Origin of the sequence: Carboxydothermus hydrogenoformans Z-2901 (assembly GCF_000012865.1) — a bacterium.
Taxonomy (GTDB): Bacteria; Bacillota; Z-2901; order Carboxydothermales; family Carboxydothermaceae; genus Carboxydothermus; species Carboxydothermus hydrogenoformans.
Genome location: NC_007503.1, coordinates 930,027 through 947,485 on the forward strand (window position 1 = coordinate 930,027; position 17,459 = coordinate 947,485).

Consider the following 17,459-nt stretch of genomic DNA (forward strand, 5'->3'; position numbering starts at 1 on the left):
TAATTTTAATTTTACTTGACCTATAAAACTAAAAATAATATTTTGTAGCGCATTTAAGGAGGAAGATTATGAAAAGTATTCTTTATCTTTCATCTATTGCTTGGGATTTTTTGAAGCAGAGGCCGCAAGAAATTACTGAAGCTTTCAGTATGTTGGGGCATAATGTAATTTATATTGGGAATCGTGAGTATTTGAGGGCTAGTAGAATTAACTTAAAACGAATTAAAAGATTGTTTTTTACAGAAGAAATTAAAATAAACGAAAATTTGAAAGTTATAAATATGAGAATATTGTATCCGGAAAAAGTATTTAAGAGCTTTTTTAAAAAAAAGAACTTAAGTAATAAAATTAAAGAATTTCAACAAATTATAAAAAAATACTTTGGTGAACAAAAAGATAAAAACATTATCATAATATCTAACCCGATGTACTTGGAATTATTTGATATAGAATTAATAGGAAAGAATAGTATTAAGATTTATGATTGTGTAGATGATATGGAACACTTTTTTAAAGAAAGGGAAGATATTGAGAAATTTAAATTTCTTGAAAAAAAATTAATTAAAGCTGTAGATGAAATTTGGTTTACTGGGGAGAAATTATGTGAAATATATTTAGAAAAATATAAAAGCTACATAAGTGGAAAAAAAACAAAAATTGTTCCTAATGGGATAAGTAAAAACATATTTGATAACATATTTTTTGAAAAAAAATTTAAGACATCTAATAAAATAAATATTGGATTTGTTGGTGCTATAGCTGAATGGATAGATATAGATTTAATAAAAGAAATATTAAAGAATGATAAATATGTTCTTAATGTTGCAGGGCCAGATTTTATTAATGTTTTACCTGAGCTTAGAAAATATAAGAATTTTAATTATTATGGAATAATTGAAAAAAGTATGGTACCTACATTTAATTATAATCAGGACATATGTTTATTACCTTTTAAAGTTGAAAATTCTTTAAGCATTTCTTCTGAACCATTAAAGTTAATTGAATATTTATACTTGAAAAAACCTGTTATAAGTACTAAAATACCTGCAATAAAAAAAGTGGAAGATATGGTGTATATAGTTGAGTCCCTTGATGATGTTGAAAAGATAATATATACTGCTTTAAATGAGAATGAAAATATAAAAGATTTACGGCACAGATATGCAAATGAATATATATGGGAAAAAATAGCGTATGAGGCAATTAAAGATTTGTAAAAGTTAATCAGTTAAAAATAAATTAAGAGATGAAAGGAAATAAAAAATGCAAAAAAAAATGTTGATTCCTATAAGTTCACCTTGGGAAAAACATCATAGGAAACAGCTTATTTTAAATCTTGCTGATGAATTTAAAAATTTTGTAGATATTTATGTTATAGATCGACCTTATGATATTCTAACGTATTTTTTAAGGAAAACAGTCACAAAAAACTATTATAGAAACACACCAGGATTAAACAAAGTGAAAGAAAACTTATATGTATTGGGTATTAGCCAAGTTTTTCATGAACACATCAGCTCATTAAATGTAATGTTTGATTATATCAATAAAAATTATGTAAAAACTGAAATTAAAAAGTTTATTTCGGATGTTGATATAATATGGATCAGTGAACCGAATCATAGATTTTATTTCGATATATTTTATAATTCGATAAAAATATATGAAATTTATGACGAATATTTATTAAGACCAAATGGTAAACTAAGAAATGCTAAGATTGTATCTAATGATCAACAAATTTGTGATGAGGCTGATATTATATTTTATACGTCGCCTAAGATATTGCAACGAAGACAAAAATATAGCGAGAAAATGTTCTTTATTAATAATGGAGTTGATTACAGTCTCTTTAATGCAAATAATGAAAATGAAAATAAAGTAATACTTAAAATTGATAATAAAAAAAGGAATATAATATTCGTAGGAAATATTGGCGAATTTATAGAAATTAATGCCTTTTTTGAAATATTAAATGAAGATAATAATCACCTCTATATAATTGGAAATTATGAATTACCTATGAAAAATTATATTTTAAAATTAAAAAGTTACAATAATTGCACTTACTTAGGATATATAGACCACAATAAATTGAAATATTATTTACAAAAAATGGATATTGGGGTAATACCCTTTAAGGAAAATAACGAATTTGTAGAAGCAATAAATCCATTAAAGTTTTATGAATATCTTGCTTGTGGTTTACCTGTGGTTTCTTTGGATTTGCCAATATACAATAATTTACCTGAAGGCTTGGTTTATAGATACAAAAAATTTAGCGAAATTAACGATTTAATAAAAATTGCATTTGACGAAAAAGCAAAATATATTGATTTTAGGAAAAAATATGCTCAAAAAAACGATTGGAAAAACATAGCTAAAGCTATTTTAAGTATCTTCAGGGAGAAAGGTATAATATAATGAGTAAAAATATAATGAGTAAAAAAGTAATTGTGTTATATGCGGGCTTTATTCACAAGGGCGGGGGGGTTGTAACCCATTTAAAAAATCTCGAAAAAGGATTGACTCAAGCTGGATACAAGGTTGATGTATGGAGCTTGGATAAAACAATTTTACTTGGATATTTTGTAGCGGGCATTGAAAAGATTTTTGATAGGATTTTACCGCCTAGCGGTAAGCTTTTGCGTTATTTTGCAACAAAAATCTTATTTTATTTTCAGTTAAAAAAGCAATATTTAAAATATGATTACCTGATATTTGAAGATGTTTTTTCCTTTCCACATGCAAAAAATCCAAAAAAGCTTTATTTTTTTCATGGTTATAGGGCTGACTTTTTGGGTGATTTAACATTCAGGATTAAATTTTTTGAGAAAATATTATTAAACTATGAAATAAATTGTCTTAAAAAAGTAAAAAGCCAAACAGCTTTTGTATCGCGTGAACATAAAGATTTAATAGCAAAAACTTTTAATTTAAATTTGGATTCAGCGCCAGTTATCGAAAATTCAACTGACTTATCTTTGATAGAAAGTGTTTTAAAAAATAATTACCAAAAAGAGAATACTATTTTAAGTGTGGGGCTTCTAATAAAACGGAAAAACCCTGATTTTATTTTAGAATTAGCAAAAAAAATTAAAACAGATGGTATTGGTTTTAAAATTAAGTTAATAGGTGATGGGCCTGAGTTTGCAAAAATAAAGAATAAAATTGAAAAATATCAACTTACAGATATTGTAATTCTAACGGGAAAGCTCAGTTATAAAGAGACTTTAGAAGAACTTGCAAAATCGAAAATTTTTATCTTACCATCCTTTAAAGAGTCTTTTTCCTTTGTCTTACTGGAAGCGAAACTATTAGGGAATTATACTATTGCAACTGAAGGTTTAGCGGTACCGGATATATTTGTTGATAAATTTTTACCTCTTGATGTTAATCTTTGGATGGAAGAAATAAAAGATCCTTCAAGCAAAAAAGAAATAAATATAGAAGAAATGAAAGGGCGCTTTTCTTTAGAGAGGCAAATCAATCAAATAATTAATTACTTCGAAAAAAATATTTAATTTAGTCCTTTAAAAAAACCTTTAATACTTCCTGAAGACTTTGTTAAGAGACTAGTAAATAAAGCTAAAAGAAAATTACCTATTATTGATAAGAAGTAAAATAAAAAGTCAAGGTTATTTTTATTTTTCACTTTATAAATTTGTCTTAAATTATAAACCTTGGCCGCCATGAGTTTTTCCAGATCCGGCCGGGCGGATGGTGTTTTATGATGTATTCCCCAGGCGTTCATTACCCGGTAAAATTTATAGCCTTCTTTGGCTAATTGCACGCTTAAGTAGACGTCTTCTCCTAGGGCATAACCGCTAAAACGCTGCAAATCTTCGTTAAAGTAATAATTTGGTTTTTCAAGTAGTGGTTTTACTGGAAGAAACATGCAGCAACCGGAGAGCCAGCCAACTTCTTTTAATTCATCGGTAAGAATAAGTTCATACTCGTTTAACCAGGTATTGCCTCCTGAAGGCAGTACCTTTTTTTCAGTGCTTTCATGGGGTAAAAAAAAGATCTTTTTAAAGAAATTAAAAAACTTTGAGCTACCGAGCTTTTGAATTTCAGAACCATAAGAAATAGTTTTAAAATTTAATTCCAGGCAGGTTTTGGGTGGAAGGGTTTTTATTTTTTCCAATAAAATTTCAAAGGCATTATCGTTTAGCTCAAAGTCATCATCTAAAAACAAGGCATAATCGATATCTTTTAAGTATTTCAAAGCCAAAAGTCTCTGGGTAACCGAACCAAGTTTAGTGGTATATTCGTAAATTAGGTTTTCAATCCGGGCTTGAAATTTTTCGCAAACCTTTTTGGTTTCATCGTTTTTACTTCCGTCAATAATTATGACTTTATCCGGTTTTACGGTTTGCTTTAAATAACTATTAAACAACCGCTCAATGTCTTTTGGTCTGTTTAAGGTTGGGATAACCCATGCTGTTTTAAAATTCATTTTAAACCTCCGTGTAGTGAAAAAATGTACCAAATTTAGTATAATGTTTGTAGTTTAAAACTGTAAAGAGAAAGGGGATTAACTTTGGCAAAATTCCTGGTTACCGGTGGAGCAGGTTTTATTGGCTCGCACATAGTGGAAAGGTTGGTACGAGACGGAGCTGAGGTCGTTGTCCTGGATGATTTATCAAGCGGTAAAGAGGAAAATCTCTCGGAAGTTTTAGATAAAATTACCTTTATTAAAGGAGATGTCCGGGATTTAGATTTGATAAAAGGAATTACTAAAGATGTGGATTATATTTTGCACGAAGCGGCGATGGCGTCGGTGCCGGCTTCTATCGATGACCCTTTAAAATGCCATGAAGTAAACGTTACCGGGACGATTAATGTGCTTTTATCTGCTAAAGAAAACGGAGTAAAAAGAGTGGTTTACGCGGCATCTTCGGCAGTATACGGGAATAATGAAACTTTACCCAAGAAAGAAGATATGTACCCGGAGCCGCTTTCTCCCTATGCGGTTTCGAAGTATGCCGGAGAGTTATATCTTCAAGTTTTTGCCCGGATTTACGGTATTGAAGCGGTGGGACTTCGGTACTTTAATGTTTTTGGGCCAAAGCAGGATCCCAATTCCCAGTACGCAGCGGTGATACCTAAGTTTATCGATGCATTGTTAAAAGGTATGCCGCCGACAATTTACGGGGATGGAATGCAGACCAGGGATTTTATTTTTATCGATGATGTGGTGGAGGCAAATATGCTGGCTTTAACGGCCCGGGGGGCTTCAGGGAAGGTATTTAATATTGCCTGCGGAGAGCGGATTAGTTTAAATAGGCTTTACAAAGTGATAAAAGAGATTATCGGGGTGGATATTGAGCCGGTATATGCTGAGGCAAGGGTTGGAGATGTCCGGGACTCCCTGGCGGATATATCTTTGGCCCGGAATATTTTGGGGTTTGAGCCAAAGGTGAGTTTGGAGGAGGGCCTTAAAAAGACGGTTGAGTGGCATAAACGGAATTTGGAGGTTTGAAAGTAGAGGGTGGATGCTGGAGAATTAATATGAAGAAGAAAATAAAACTTTTACACCTCATTACCTTAAGTGAGGCGGGAGGAGCCCAGAAGGTTCTCTATCATATTGTTAGTGGCCTAAATCCGGAAGAATACGATATTACCGTGATGGCTGCTCCCGGAGGAGAGTTATTTTCCTGGTTAAAAGATTATCCGTATATAAAACTTTGGCCGCTGCCGGAGATGGAGCGGGAAATAGTTTTAACGAAAGATTTTAAGCTTTTATTAAAATTAATAGAAATTTTTAAAAAGGAAAAGTTTGATATCGTTCACTGCCACAGCACCAAAGCAGGGATACTGGGGAGAATCGCAGCTTTTTTTGGCCGGGTGCCGGTTAGGATTTTTACCGTGCACGGTTGGGTTTTTGACTTAAATCAACCACTTCTTAAATTTCTTTTTTATGTCTGGGCGGAGCGATTGGCGGGCTTGTTTGGCAGCATGATGGTGACGGTATCCCGGGAAGATTACCGGAAAGGGCTTGAATACAAAATTACCCGGAAAGAGAAGTTAACCTATATTCCCAATGGCTTGCCGGAAATTATAACAAAAAAGGGAAAGCTTCGAAAGGCACTTGGAATTAGTGATGAAATAAAAATAGTAGGAACTGTACTTCGTCTTGCACCTCCCAAGGACTTAGAGCTTCTCCTTAAAACAGCGGAATTGGTAATAAAAAACTGGGACAGGGTTGTTTTTGTCGTAGTAGGAGATGGACCGCAAAAAGAGTGGCTTCGGGCGGAAATATTAAAAAGGGGGCTTTCGGAAAAAATCCATCTTTTGGGACACCGGGAAGATGTTTACGATTTGTTGGGGGATTTTGATGTTTTTACGCTTTTTTCCCGGCACGAAGGCTTACCCGTTTCGATTCTCGAAGCTATGGCGGCGGGATTGCCGGTGGTTGCCAGTAAAGTGGGAGGCATACCGGAGCTTGTTTATGAGGGAGAAAATGGGTTTTTAGTGGATGAGGGAGATGGTAAAAAGGCTTTCCACGCCATAATTTCCCTTTTACAGGATGCGGAGCTCAGGTTTAAAATGGGAAAGAGGAGTTTTTTTCTTTATAGCGAAAATTATACCGTTGAAAAAATGGTCAGTTCCTATGACTGCCTGTACAAGAAACTTTTAAAAGATACGGAGGCAGTTTTTGATGGATAAAAATACAAAACTAAAACTTTTAACCATTGCTTCCGTTTTAATTGACGCCGTTTTCTTAAACCTCGGCTTTGTAGCGGCTTTTTTGCTGCGCTTTGGTTTTAAGCTTCCTGAAGAAAACTTTATAGCTTATCTTACCGTTTACCCGTGGGTAACTTTAGCGGGGCTTTTACTTTTTAATGTGTATGGTTTATACCAGAGTTATAAACGAAGCCGGGCAGAAGTTATCGCCTCTACCGTTTGGGCTATTGTGCTTTTGCTGCCGGTAGCCATGGGCATGGCGTTCTTCTTCCGGGGTTTTGCCTTTCCGCGGACGGTTTTCGTGGTTGCCCTTATCCTGCAGCTTATAATTTTTATTCCCTGGCGGCTCTGGCTCTGGCGGCTGGAGAAAAAAGTTTTTGGAGCAAGGCGGCTTTTATTAATTGGCGGTCATAAAGAAATCCACATTACCCGGGATAAGATCAAAGATAACAAGATTGACCTCTTTGAGGTTGCGGGAAAGCTGGCAGCTCCGGGAACAATTGAGGAAGTTAAGGAAGCCATCAATAAGTACCGGCCGGAAGTGGTACTTATCGGTAATAACCTTCCGGACAAGCTTAAAAAAGAAATATTACTTTTAACTTTGTCGGAAAATATTCCGGTGTACGTTATCCCAGATTATTATGATATCGTCCTTTCCCAGGCCAAGCTTGAGTCGATAGGCGACTTACCGGTCTTTTATTTGGAAGGGCTTTCCTTGCCTGCCGGGATGCAGATGGTCAAAAGGGCGATGGATATCTTGCTGGCTTTAATTGCCCTAATTTTGGCAAGCCCGATAATGCTTGTAACTGCCCTTTTAATTAAGCTTGATTCCGAAGGACCGGTATTTTACTTACAGGAAAGGGTTACGGAAAACGGGCGAAAATTTTACTGTTATAAATTCCGCACCATGGTGAAAGATGCGGAGAAACTCACGGGACCTACTTTAGCTACCGAAAACGATCCCCGGATTACCCGGGTAGGAAGGTTTTTACGGGCAACCAGGATTGATGAATTGCCCCAGTTAATAAATGTTTTAAAGGGAGACATGAGCTTAGTTGGACCAAGGCCCGAACGTCCTTTCTTTGTCGAAAAATTTACCGATGAGGTGCCGGAGTACGCCTTACGGCTAAAACTAAAATCCGGCCTAACCGGTCTTGCCCAGGTTGAAGGGAAATACAGTACCTCTTTTGAAGACAAGCTAAAATACGACTTGCTGTACGCCAAAGCTTATACCCCTCTAAAAGATTTAGAAATTATCCTGCACACGTTGAAAGTTATTTTAATTAAGGATAAAGCATCTTGAATGGAAAAAGATATTAAACCTCCCATAAAATGGGAGGTTTTTTTCTGTTTTTAGCGAATATTATTTTATTAGTAAAAACTAGTAAAAAAAGGGAGGGTTAAAAGTGGAACCAGAGCGCTTAAAGCGCCGGTTAATTCGGGTGGACTTGTCAACCACGGAAGGAAGGCTTAAATTTATTTTAGTGGTTTCCGCACTTATAATAATTATAGCTGCTGGCTCGGTAGGAGCCATCGCTGCTACCATGACGCCGGGATTTTGTAAGACATGCCACGAAATGTTGCCGGAGTATGTAACCTGGCAGGCCAGTTCCCACAGCCAGCTTGCCTGTACCAAGTGTCATATCGAACCCGGGGTTTTAAACCTGTTAAAGGAAAAAGTAGGCGCTATGAAGCAGCTTTACCAGCACGTTACCAAAACCTATGAGCGACCCATCTTTTTACCGGAAGAAAAGGAGATTAAATCGGAAATTTGCTTTCAATGCCATTCTAACAACCGGGAATATACTATTGCCGGCGATATCATTGTTCCCCACGATAAACACATTAAACGGCATGTAGATTGCACCAAATGTCACTCGGGGGTAGCCCATGCGAAAATTGCCGAACGGGGTCTGACCGCTACCGGCTCCTTAGCGGCGTGGACACTGGAGCGCGGAAAGAAGGAAATGTCGACAAAATATGTTAAGCCGGAAATGGATAACTGCATTGCCTGCCACTTTAGTCGGGGTGTAACTATCCGCTGTGAAAAATGTCATAAGACCATTAAGACGCCCGACAACCACGCGGCTATTAACTGGATTAACATTCATGGAATTAAAGCGCGGGAAGACTTAAAATACTGTGAATCGTGTCATAATTACGGAATGAAAATGGTAGCACTAAACCTGGATAAAGAACCGGTAGTGAAGTATGCCCGGGGGAACCAGTTCTGCCGGAGCTGCCATACCAAGAAACCAATTACCCACTCAGAACCCTGGATGCCGAAACACGGAACCTGGGCCAAGGAGAAAGGCTTTACGAACTGCTTTGTCTGCCACAATAAGAAACCGGGCGAGTCTAAAGAAGGAGCAGCTCAGACCTTCTGCAATAAGTGCCACTGGTTTGAATAACAACCACCTGCCGTTCATGCGGCAGGTTTTCTTCATTAATTTGGATTTTTCGAGGAAATGTTGCGGTTTATGCCCCCGCTATTTTGGCAAAAATTTCAGGTATGTTATGGTAAGATAAATCCGAAAAAAAACTGCGGGGGTATCTTATGTCAAAACAAAAAAAAAGGCGGGGTCTTTACCGGTGGCTTTTAATAACCATCTTTGTTCTTTTGTTTTTAAATTACCTGCAAAAAATTAAGATAACTGACTTTTTACCGGTGGTTACCGAAAGTTCAAAACCCCTTACTCCTTTTTTGGTTATTGAAGCTTACTACCAGGAAAAATTAGCAAAACCTTGCGGAGTTTTTATTCGGGATGCCAAAATTTATGTTACCGATGGGGCACGAAAAAAGGTTTATGTTTTTGAAACCGATGGCACTCCGGTAGCATGTTTTGGGCAAAAGGGGGAATTTACCTATCCCTGGAGTGTATATGTAGATTCTGAGGGGAAAATCTATGTTTCCGATTTAATGGATGGGGTTATCAAGGAAATTGACCCTGAGAGTGGTATAATACGGGAGCTGGGGGCTGAGTTTTTAAAAAGTCCAATGGGTATCTGGATTGAAGGGGATAAAATGTTTGTAGCCGATGCTAACCAAAGAAGCGTTATCCTTATGGATAAAGAGGGTAGGTACCTAAAAACCCTCACAAAAAATGGTGATCTGGTTTCGCCTTCGTATTTACAGGTAGTGGGGGATGAACTTTTTGTTACCGATGCGGCGGCCAATCGCGTAGTTAACGGAAAAATGGAAGAAAGTTTTACCAGAGTTTTTGGGGATGGCTATTTACTCTGTCCCCGGGGAATTGCGGTTTTTGCGGATACGATTGTGGTGGCGAACACCCTTTTAAATCGTATCGATGCCTTTTCGGCAACCGGGAAGTATCTTTGGAGTTTTGGAGAAAAGGGGCATGAACTAAATCAGATGTTTTTACCTACGGGGATTGCTTATGCGGAAGAGCTTTTAGCGGTAGCCGATCAGGGAAACGGGCGGGTAGTGGTTTATAATATTGAGAAATAATTTACCGTTTCGGGATTCTCAGGTTTACACCCCCCTCCAGTCCGGGAAAACTTTGGCTGGAGGGGTTTTTATTTATGTCAAAAAGAATCTTTCTTACGTTAATTTTTTTAATTGCCGGAATGGTGGTGGGGCAGGCCAATTTGCAAAATCTTTGCCCAAGGGGTTAAGCTTTGCCATAAAAAGGGGTGCAAAAATTAAAAAAGCGCACGGGAGTGCGCTCTACAAATAATTCGCTCTCCATGCAAATTGTTCTGCATAGAAGTCAATCATGTACCGGATGGATTACCAGTCCCGATAAGGGTTTGGGATAAAAGTAGGTGGATTTTTGCGGCATTTTATTGCCTGACAAGGCTACTTTGGCAACATCTTCGGCGGTGGGGGCCGGGACTAAAAAGGAGTAGGGGGCCTTACCTTTTACAACTTCCGTGAGGCAGTCTTGGGCGTTTCGGGTGTATTTCAAATATTCACCGGAAAGGGTTTCTTTTTCTCCGATGCCTGCGGGTTTTAAGATGAGTTCATGAAGAACCGTAACCGGAAGACGAGCAATAACTTCCGGAAGACCCGGCAGAACCCTGGCCGGGTCGTTTTCTTTTAAATAAAGAAGATAAGCTTTATCTTTTAAGCACATACCAAAAACGTACCGTTCCTTTAGTGTTGCAAAACGGTTTAAAATTTCTTTTAATGGTACTTCGACGAAAGTAAAATAGGCCAGGATTTTTTCTAATATTTCGGCCGGAGAACTTTGAGCTTTTAGGACTATCCGGTGGGTTGGCAGGACCAGCAATCCTGGATCGGTAAAGGGGATTAACTGCATTAAAACCCGGTAAGCATTAACACCTTTTTTCTCCATTTCCCGGGCATAGGTAAGGGCTGTGTCGTAACGATGATGGCCATCGGCAATAAAAAGCTTTCGGTCTTTAAAGTAGTTTTGGGCTTTTAAAAGGGCTTCCGGGTCAACGACTTTATAAAATTTATTTAATCTTCCGCTTTCATCGGTAAATTCAAACATTAAACTTGCCTTTTCCCTTAAAATATTAAAGGCCAAATTTTGGCTGTCATCATATAAAGCCATGATGGGGCTGGTGTTAACCCGGGTTTCCCGCAGAAGATTTAAGCGGTCTTCTTTGGCTTTGGGCAGGGTATTTTCGTGGGGTAAAATTACCCCTTTTTCGTAAGGTTCTACCTGGACGGAAGCAAAAATGCTTTTTCTTATATAAGATTGTCCTTCCCAGGAAAAGATTTCTTCTAAAAGATATAGAGCTGGAGTTTCTTCCTGAACCAGAATACCCTGGGAAAGCCAATTGTTTAAATAGCTTTTGGCCCGGATATAACGGTTATTTTCGGTGGTATCATCGGCAAAGGTTTTCCCCAGTTCCAGGCGAATAAAGTTGTATTCGTGTTCGTTATAATATTTTTCCTGTTCCTCCGGGGAAATGATGTCGTATGGAGGAGTTACCAGGTAAGGTAATTGGGAAAAAAGCTCGGGATTATAGTAAATCCCCCGAAAAGCAAAAATACCGGCCATTATTCCGTCCCTCCAAAAAAAAATAAAATAATTAGCATATAGTTTACACTATCCTTCTTTTTTCGTCCAGCGGTTCAGGTCTCTTTTGTAATATTTATCCATCGTAGCCTTAAAAATTTCGGAAAGATCGTATCCCAGGGAGTTGGCAAAGCAGGCAATGATAAATAAAATATCCCCTAACTCTTCTTCAATGGAACCGGAGAGCTCTTCCGGTTTTTTCTTTTTTTCGCCAAACCGATGGTTAACCTCCCGGGCCAGCTCTCCGACTTCCTCGGCAAGTCTTACCACCAAACTCATGGGCGGAAAATAGCCTTCTTTAAATTGACTGACCCACTTGTCGGTTAATTCCTGGACTTCTTTTAAATCCATATTTGCCTCCTAAAACTCGTAAGGTTTAACGATTATCTTTTTAATTTTGGTATCAAAAAGCTTATGGGAATGAGCGGGCCGTATCACCACTGCGGTGTCGGCACCTTCGCCGGTTCCGGCAATGGCGATTACATCTTCGCCATAAGGAATTAGTCCGGCATCTAACGCCATGATCGCAATTTCCGTTGCTACCTTTACCCCCTGGCCTAAGAGGCGTAAGGATTGGGCAACAATTTCGGCCGGGTAAATTCCCTGAAACTTAAACCTGAAAGCCCGGTCAATACCGGCAAAAAGGTGGGTTGTAGTTAGAACTTTAAAGCCTTCGGCCAGAAGCTTTTGCCGGTTTTCCGGAGATAATTCATCCACTCCTGGGCCGGCAAAGCCTACGTGGTGGGTAACGGCTACCAGGTTAAATTGCCCCGGGTTTAAGTATTTTAAAAGCTTAAAGGCGGTGGCGCCGCTGCAGGTAGCTACTACAATGTTATGAATGTTTTGTTCCCGGGCTTCTTTTGCTGCAAGTTCTAAAACAAGGTCGGTATTGTGAGGTCCTGCGGATAATTTCACTTTAACCACTCCTTCTGATTTTTTCTAAGGTTTATTTTGACATAATTTTTTTATTTCAACAATATTATTGGAAAAAAGCGGTTAAGGGAGGGGTATGACTTGGTCTTTTTGGTAAACAGGAAGCTTTTATATATAGCGGTTACGTTAATTATCTTTATTTTTGGGATAAAGATTTATTTTGCTAATGATAACTATCCGGATTTAATAAAAAAGGCTGTTTTGGAGGTGGAAAATCTTTCTTCCTACCGGTACACTTCCGAAGTGCGCATCATGGAGAGGGAAAAGGTGGAGTATTTAAGCCGGGTTGAAGGAGTTAAAACCGGGGAGGGTACCTGGGTTAAAGGGGAAATTTTAGAAACGCCGGTGGAGATACTGTGTATTGATAATACCACTTATTTTCGTGATAGCCAAACCGGGAGGTGGTTAACTTTTCCGGGAATCAAACTGGAGGAAGCTGAAGCGCTGGTTAATGAGTTAAACCCTTTAAGGGTTTTGGCGTTTAACCGGGTGGAAAATGTCCGGTTTCGGGGTACCGAAAAAATTGACGGGGAGAAATGCCTTGTTTTGGAAGGACGGCCGGATTATCAGCATCCCATTTTAAAACATTTGTATTACGATTATGAAGGAAAATTTTATCTGGCCAAAAAAGATAAAAAATTAAAAAGGGTAGTGTTAAGAGCTAAAAGTCGCTTTAACAAAACGGTAATCCTGGCGGTGAGGATAACCTTTAGGGAAGCCGGAAAAGAAGTGAAACTTCCTGCTCCCGGCTAACCTTGCAAAGAGTTTTTACAAGTTATTTCTTGACATTTGTAAATTATTTTTGGTATAATTTCCGCATCAAAGTTTGGAGGAGGTATTACTTTGCATCAGGATATTGCGGAAATTTTAATATCCGAAGAAGAAATTAGGGCTAAAGTTAAAGAGCTTGGGCAACAAATTTCCCGGGATTACGCCGGGCAGGATTTGCTGTTGGTTGGAATTTTACGCGGTGCAATGCTCTTTATGTCCGATTTAATGCGGGAAATTGATATTCCGATAAACATCGATTTTATGGTGGTCTCCAGTTACGGTTCCGGTACCACCACCAGCGGCGAAGTGCGGGTGTTAAAGGACCTTGACCGCGGGATTGAAGGAAGAAACGTTTTGTTAATTGAAGATATTGTTGATACCGGTCTTACTCTAAATTACCTCACCAAGTACCTTGCCAACCGCCATCCGAAATCCCTTAAAGTCTGTACTTTATTAAACAAGCCAAGCCGCAGGCGGGTTGAAGTAAAGGTGGATTATAACGGTTTTATCATTCCCGATAAATTTGTAGTAGGTTACGGCCTGGATTACAACGAGTATTACCGAAACCTTCCCTACATCGGCGTCTTAAAACCGGAGATTTACCGGGAATAATTTTAATTACACCTACAACCCACCACATACCACTTACCACTTTTAAAGGAGGTTTTTATGGCGTCAAAGGTAATTGTTTTGGATTTTGGAGGACAGTACAGTCAGTTAATTGCCCGGCGCATCCGGGAGTTAAAAGTATACTGTGAAATGTTACCGTATAATACCCCCCTGGAAAAAATCGTCCAAGAAAACCCAGGGGGGATTGTGTTTTCTGGAGGGCCTTCGTCGGTTTACGGAGAAGGGGCACCGACGGTAGATCCGGAAATATACCGTTTGAATATTCCCATCCTGGGTATCTGTTACGGAATGCAGCTGATGGCCCACCAGCTCGGGGGCATTGTGCGGCCTGCTGAAGGCAGGGAATACGGCAAAACGCCCCTTTTTATCTTAAATCGGGACAGGCTTTTTGCCGGACTTAATGAGACCGAAATTTGCTGGATGAGCCACGGGGATTTTGTGGCAAAAGCCCCCGAGGGATTTTTGGTTACGGCTAAAACCGAGTATACGCCTATTGCCGCTATGGAAAACCGGGAAAGAAATCTTTATGCGGTGCAGTTTCATCCGGAAGTGGTTCATACCCCTAAAGGAAAGGAAATTCTTAAAAATTTCCTCTACGAAATTTGCGGCTTAACACCCGACTGGACGATGGAATCTTTTGCCCAGAAGGCCATTCGGGAAATCAAGGAACAGGTGGGTGAGGAGAAGGTCGTCTGTGCCCTTTCCGGCGGGGTTGACAGCTCCGTGGCAGCGGTTTTGGTGCATAAAGCCATCGGTGATAATTTAACCTGCATTTTTGTGGACCACGGGTTACTGCGCAAAGGGGAGGCGGAAGAAGTTGTCCGCACCTTTAAAGAACAGTTTCAAATGAACTTAGTTTTTGTGGATGCCAAGGAGCAGTTTTTGGCTAAATTAAAAGGTGTTCGTGACCCCGAACAGAAAAGAAAAATCATCGGCCATGAATTTATCCGGGTTTTTGAAGAAGAAGCGGCCAAACTTGGAGATATCCGTTTTCTCGTCCAGGGGACTTTATATCCGGATGTGGTGGAAAGCGGTACCGCCACCGCTGCTACCATTAAATCCCACCACAATGTGGGTGGTTTACCGGAAGATATGAAGTTTCAGCTTATCGAGCCTTTAAAGTGGCTGTTTAAAGATGAAGTCCGGGAATTAGGCCTTGAGCTGGGGCTTCCGGAAAGTATAGTCTGGCGCCATCCTTTCCCGGGACCGGGACTTGCGGTCCGGGTGTTAGGGGAGATAACCGAAGAGAAACTTGCCATACTAAGGGAGGCAGATTACATTTTTATAGATGAATTAAAGAAATCCGGCTGGTACCGGAAAACCTGGCAGGCCTTTGCGGTGCTGCCGAATCTCCAGTCCGTGGGGGTTATGGGGGACGAAAGGACCTATGCCTATACCATAGCGTTGCGAGCGGTGACCAGCGAAGATGGCATGACTGCCGACTGGGTCCGGTTGCCTTATGAGTTGCTGGAAAAAATCTCTGCCCGCATCGTAGGTGAAGTTAAAGGAGTAAACCGGGTAGTGTATGATATCACCAGCAAACCCCCTGCTACTATTGAATGGGAGTAGTAGGGGTTTACTTTTTCATAATTTTATAGGAGGTGTTTACAATGCACAAAGTTGCGGTGGTTATGGGAAGCGACTCCGACTGGGAGATTGTAAAAAAGGCGGTAGAGGTTTTAAAAGAGTTTGGGGTGGAGTATGAAGTTAAGGTGGCATCGGCCCACCGAACTCCGGATAAAGCTTTAAATTTTGCCCGGACGGCCCGGGAAAAAGGTTTTGGCGTTATAATTGCCGCGGCGGGGATGGCGGCCCACTTGCCGGGAGTGCTGGCAGCGGTGACCACGTTACCGGTGATAGGTTTACCGATTAAAGCTTCCATAGAGGGAATTGACAGCTTACTATCCATTGCCCAGATGCCACCCGGCGTTCCGGTGGCAACGGTAGGGATAAATGCGGCTAAAAATGCCGGGCTTTTAGCGGTGCAAATTCTAAGCTTAAATGACAAAAACCTTGCGGGAAAACTTCAAGCTTATAAAGAAAAGCTGGCCCGGGAAGTGGAAGAAAAGGAGCAAAAACTTTTAGAAAAATTGTTTTAGTTCATTTTGGAGGTGTTTTTGATGATAGCCCGTTATACTTTACCGGAAATGAAAAAACTCTGGTCGGATGAAACCAAGTACCAAAACTGGCTAAAAGTTGAAATTGCGGTAGCGGAAGCGATGGGAGAGCTTGGGTTGATACCGCTTGAGGCGGCAAAAGTTATTAAAGAAAAGGCCAACTTTGATGTAGACCGGATCCTGGAAATTGAAAAAACCGTGAAACACGATGTGATTGCTTTTCTAACCAATGTGGCGGAGTATGTGGGAGAGGAAAGTAAGTACATTCATAAAGGTTTAACCTCTTCCGATGTTCTGGATACTGCTCTGGCCCTGCAGTTAAAAGAAGCGGGAGAGCTATTACTTAGAAAGCTTGAAGGAATTTATCAGCGTTTGCTGGAGCTTGCGAATAAGCACCGCTATACGGTGATGATTGGCCGGACCCACGGGGTTCATGCCGAACCGATTACCTTTGGTTTAAAAATGCTTTTGTGGGCGGCGGAAATCGAAAGAGACATGGAGCGGCTAAAAACGGCAATTAAAACGGTAAGCGTGGGCAAGATTTCGGGAGCGGTGGGAACCTATGCCAATGTGCCTCCGGAAGTGGAAAAACGGGTTTGTGAAAAATTGGGTTTAACTCCCGAGAAAGTTTCCACCCAGATTATCCAGAGGGACCGGCATGCCGAGTTTGTCTTAACCCTGGCTTTAATCGCTACCACTTTTGATAAATTTGCCACCGAAATCCGAACACTACAGCGGACCGAAATCTTGGAGCTGGAGGAGCCGTTTACCGAAGGGCAAAAAGGTTCTTCGGCAATGCCCCATAAAAGAAATCCGGTATTATGCGAGCGGATTTCCGGGCTTGCCCGGGTAGTGAGAAGCTATGTGGTGGCGGCGCTGGAAAATGTCGTTCTCTGGCAGGAGCGGGATATCAGCCACTCGTCGGCGGAGCGAATGATTTTACCCGATGCAACTTCCACCCTTTACTACATGATGCACGTTTTTCGCGAAGTTATCGATAACCTAAATATCTATCCGGAACGGATGGAAAGGAATTTAAACCTTACCGGCGGTTTGATTTTTTCCCAGAGGGTGCTTTTGGCTTTGGTGGAAAAAGGAATATTACGGGAAACCGCTTATAAAATTGTGCAGCGGAATGCGATGACCGCCTGGAAAACGGGCAAAAGCTTTAAGGAGCTGTTACTTTCCGATGAAGAGTTAACCAAACTGTTAACACTCGAAGAGATCGCCGAGTTATTTGATTATAATTACCACTTAAAATACGTGGATGAAATCTTTAAAAGATTTGGTTTATAGGGGAGGTATG

17 protein-coding genes are annotated in these 17,459 nt (G+C 39.8%); 13 read left to right on the plus strand and 4 right to left on the minus strand.

What is annotated here, in order from left to right; all coding sequences use genetic code 11:
- Positions 1 to 68 precede the first annotated feature (68 nt).
- Genes CHY_RS04855 through CHY_RS04865 form a run of 3 tightly spaced genes read left to right on the plus strand, consistent with a single transcriptional unit; the run spans position 69 to position 3,524 of the window.
- Positions 69 to 1,217, plus strand: coding sequence for a hypothetical protein (locus CHY_RS04855; RefSeq protein WP_011343975.1), 1,149 nt, complete (start codon positions 69 to 71; stop codon positions 1,215 to 1,217).
- A gap of 46 nt (positions 1,218 to 1,263) precedes the next feature.
- Positions 1,264 to 2,424: a glycosyltransferase gene (locus CHY_RS04860; protein ID WP_011343976.1), complete on the plus strand. Its 1,161-nt coding sequence runs from the start codon at positions 1,264 to 1,266 to the stop codon at positions 2,422 to 2,424.
- A 14-nt stretch (positions 2,425 to 2,438) separates the two neighbouring features.
- A complete protein-coding gene (locus CHY_RS04865; RefSeq protein ID WP_162485059.1) occupies positions 2,439 to 3,524 on the plus strand; it encodes a glycosyltransferase family 4 protein in 1,086 nt (361 codons plus the stop codon).
- Here the strand turns inward: CHY_RS04865 and CHY_RS04870 are convergent.
- Positions 3,521 to 4,459 carry a glycosyltransferase family 2 protein gene (locus CHY_RS04870; RefSeq protein WP_011343978.1) on the minus strand — a complete coding sequence of 313 codons (939 nt, stop codon included), beginning with the start codon at positions 4,457 to 4,459 and terminating at the stop codon, positions 3,521 to 3,523. The two genes, CHY_RS04865 and CHY_RS04870, sit on opposite strands and share 4 nt — an antisense overlap.
- Positions 4,460 to 4,543: 84 nt before the next feature.
- Between CHY_RS04870 and CHY_RS04875 the strand changes: the two genes are divergently transcribed.
- The 5 genes from CHY_RS04875 (at position 4,544) to CHY_RS04895 (ending at position 10,159) form a co-directional block, all read left to right on the plus strand.
- Positions 4,544 to 5,485, plus strand: coding sequence for an SDR family oxidoreductase (locus CHY_RS04875; protein WP_011343979.1), 942 nt, complete (start codon positions 4,544 to 4,546; stop codon positions 5,483 to 5,485).
- A gap of 29 nt (positions 5,486 to 5,514) precedes the next feature.
- On the plus strand, positions 5,515 to 6,672 hold the full coding sequence (locus CHY_RS04880; RefSeq protein WP_011343980.1) for a glycosyltransferase family 4 protein: 1,158 nt from the start codon (positions 5,515 to 5,517) through the stop codon (positions 6,670 to 6,672).
- On the plus strand, positions 6,665 to 7,993 hold the full coding sequence (locus CHY_RS04885; protein ID WP_011343981.1) for a sugar transferase: 1,329 nt from the start codon (positions 6,665 to 6,667) through the stop codon (positions 7,991 to 7,993). The genes CHY_RS04880 and CHY_RS04885 overlap by 8 nt, the downstream gene beginning before the upstream one ends.
- Positions 7,994 to 8,096: 103 nt before the next feature.
- The gene (locus tag CHY_RS04890; protein WP_011343982.1) at positions 8,097 to 9,101 is read left to right on the plus strand and encodes a NapC/NirT family cytochrome c; all 1,005 of its coding nucleotides are present in this window, start codon (positions 8,097 to 8,099) and stop codon (positions 9,099 to 9,101) included.
- 146 nt (positions 9,102 to 9,247) lie between these two features.
- Complete coding sequence (locus CHY_RS04895) at positions 9,248 to 10,159, plus strand: NHL repeat-containing protein (protein ID WP_011343983.1); 912 nt, start codon at positions 9,248 to 9,250, stop codon at positions 10,157 to 10,159.
- Between the two features lie 262 nt (positions 10,160 to 10,421).
- On the opposite strand, the gene CHY_RS04905 is transcribed toward CHY_RS04895, so the two are convergent.
- The 3 genes from CHY_RS04905 to CHY_RS04915 are packed head-to-tail and all read right to left on the minus strand — an operon-like array spanning position 10,422 to position 12,626.
- On the minus strand, positions 10,422 to 11,684 hold the full coding sequence (locus tag CHY_RS04905; protein WP_011343985.1) for a DUF1015 domain-containing protein: 1,263 nt from the start codon (positions 11,682 to 11,684) through the stop codon (positions 10,422 to 10,424).
- A 48-nt stretch (positions 11,685 to 11,732) separates the two neighbouring features.
- Positions 11,733 to 12,053: a nucleotide pyrophosphohydrolase gene (locus CHY_RS04910; protein WP_011343986.1), complete on the minus strand. Its 321-nt coding sequence runs from the start codon at positions 12,051 to 12,053 to the stop codon at positions 11,733 to 11,735.
- Positions 12,054 to 12,062: 9 nt separating this feature from the next.
- Positions 12,063 to 12,626 carry a pyruvate kinase alpha/beta domain-containing protein gene (locus CHY_RS04915; protein ID WP_011343987.1) on the minus strand — a complete coding sequence of 188 codons (564 nt, stop codon included), beginning with the start codon at positions 12,624 to 12,626 and terminating at the stop codon, positions 12,063 to 12,065.
- Positions 12,627 to 12,716: 90 nt separating this feature from the next.
- Here CHY_RS04915 and CHY_RS04920 point away from each other — a divergent pair, with 90 nt between their 5' ends.
- The 5 genes from CHY_RS04920 (at position 12,717) to purB (ending at position 17,449) form a co-directional block, all read left to right on the plus strand.
- The gene (locus tag CHY_RS04920; protein WP_011343988.1) at positions 12,717 to 13,388 is read left to right on the plus strand and encodes a hypothetical protein; all 672 of its coding nucleotides are present in this window, start codon (positions 12,717 to 12,719) and stop codon (positions 13,386 to 13,388) included.
- Between the two features lie 90 nt (positions 13,389 to 13,478).
- Positions 13,479 to 14,018: a hypoxanthine phosphoribosyltransferase gene (gene hpt, locus CHY_RS04925; protein WP_011343989.1), complete on the plus strand. Its 540-nt coding sequence runs from the start codon at positions 13,479 to 13,481 to the stop codon at positions 14,016 to 14,018.
- A gap of 57 nt (positions 14,019 to 14,075) precedes the next feature.
- Positions 14,076 to 15,605 carry a glutamine-hydrolyzing GMP synthase gene (gene guaA, locus CHY_RS04930; RefSeq protein WP_011343990.1) on the plus strand — a complete coding sequence of 510 codons (1,530 nt, stop codon included), beginning with the start codon at positions 14,076 to 14,078 and terminating at the stop codon, positions 15,603 to 15,605.
- A 41-nt stretch (positions 15,606 to 15,646) separates the two neighbouring features.
- A complete protein-coding gene (gene purE, locus CHY_RS04935) occupies positions 15,647 to 16,135 on the plus strand; it encodes a 5-(carboxyamino)imidazole ribonucleotide mutase (RefSeq protein WP_011343991.1) in 489 nt (162 codons plus the stop codon).
- A 21-nt stretch (positions 16,136 to 16,156) separates the two neighbouring features.
- Positions 16,157 to 17,449 (plus strand): adenylosuccinate lyase, encoded by a 1,293-nt coding sequence (gene purB / locus CHY_RS04940; protein ID WP_011343992.1) that lies wholly within the window; start codon positions 16,157 to 16,159, stop codon positions 17,447 to 17,449.
- The last annotated feature ends 10 nt before the right edge of the window (positions 17,450 to 17,459 follow it).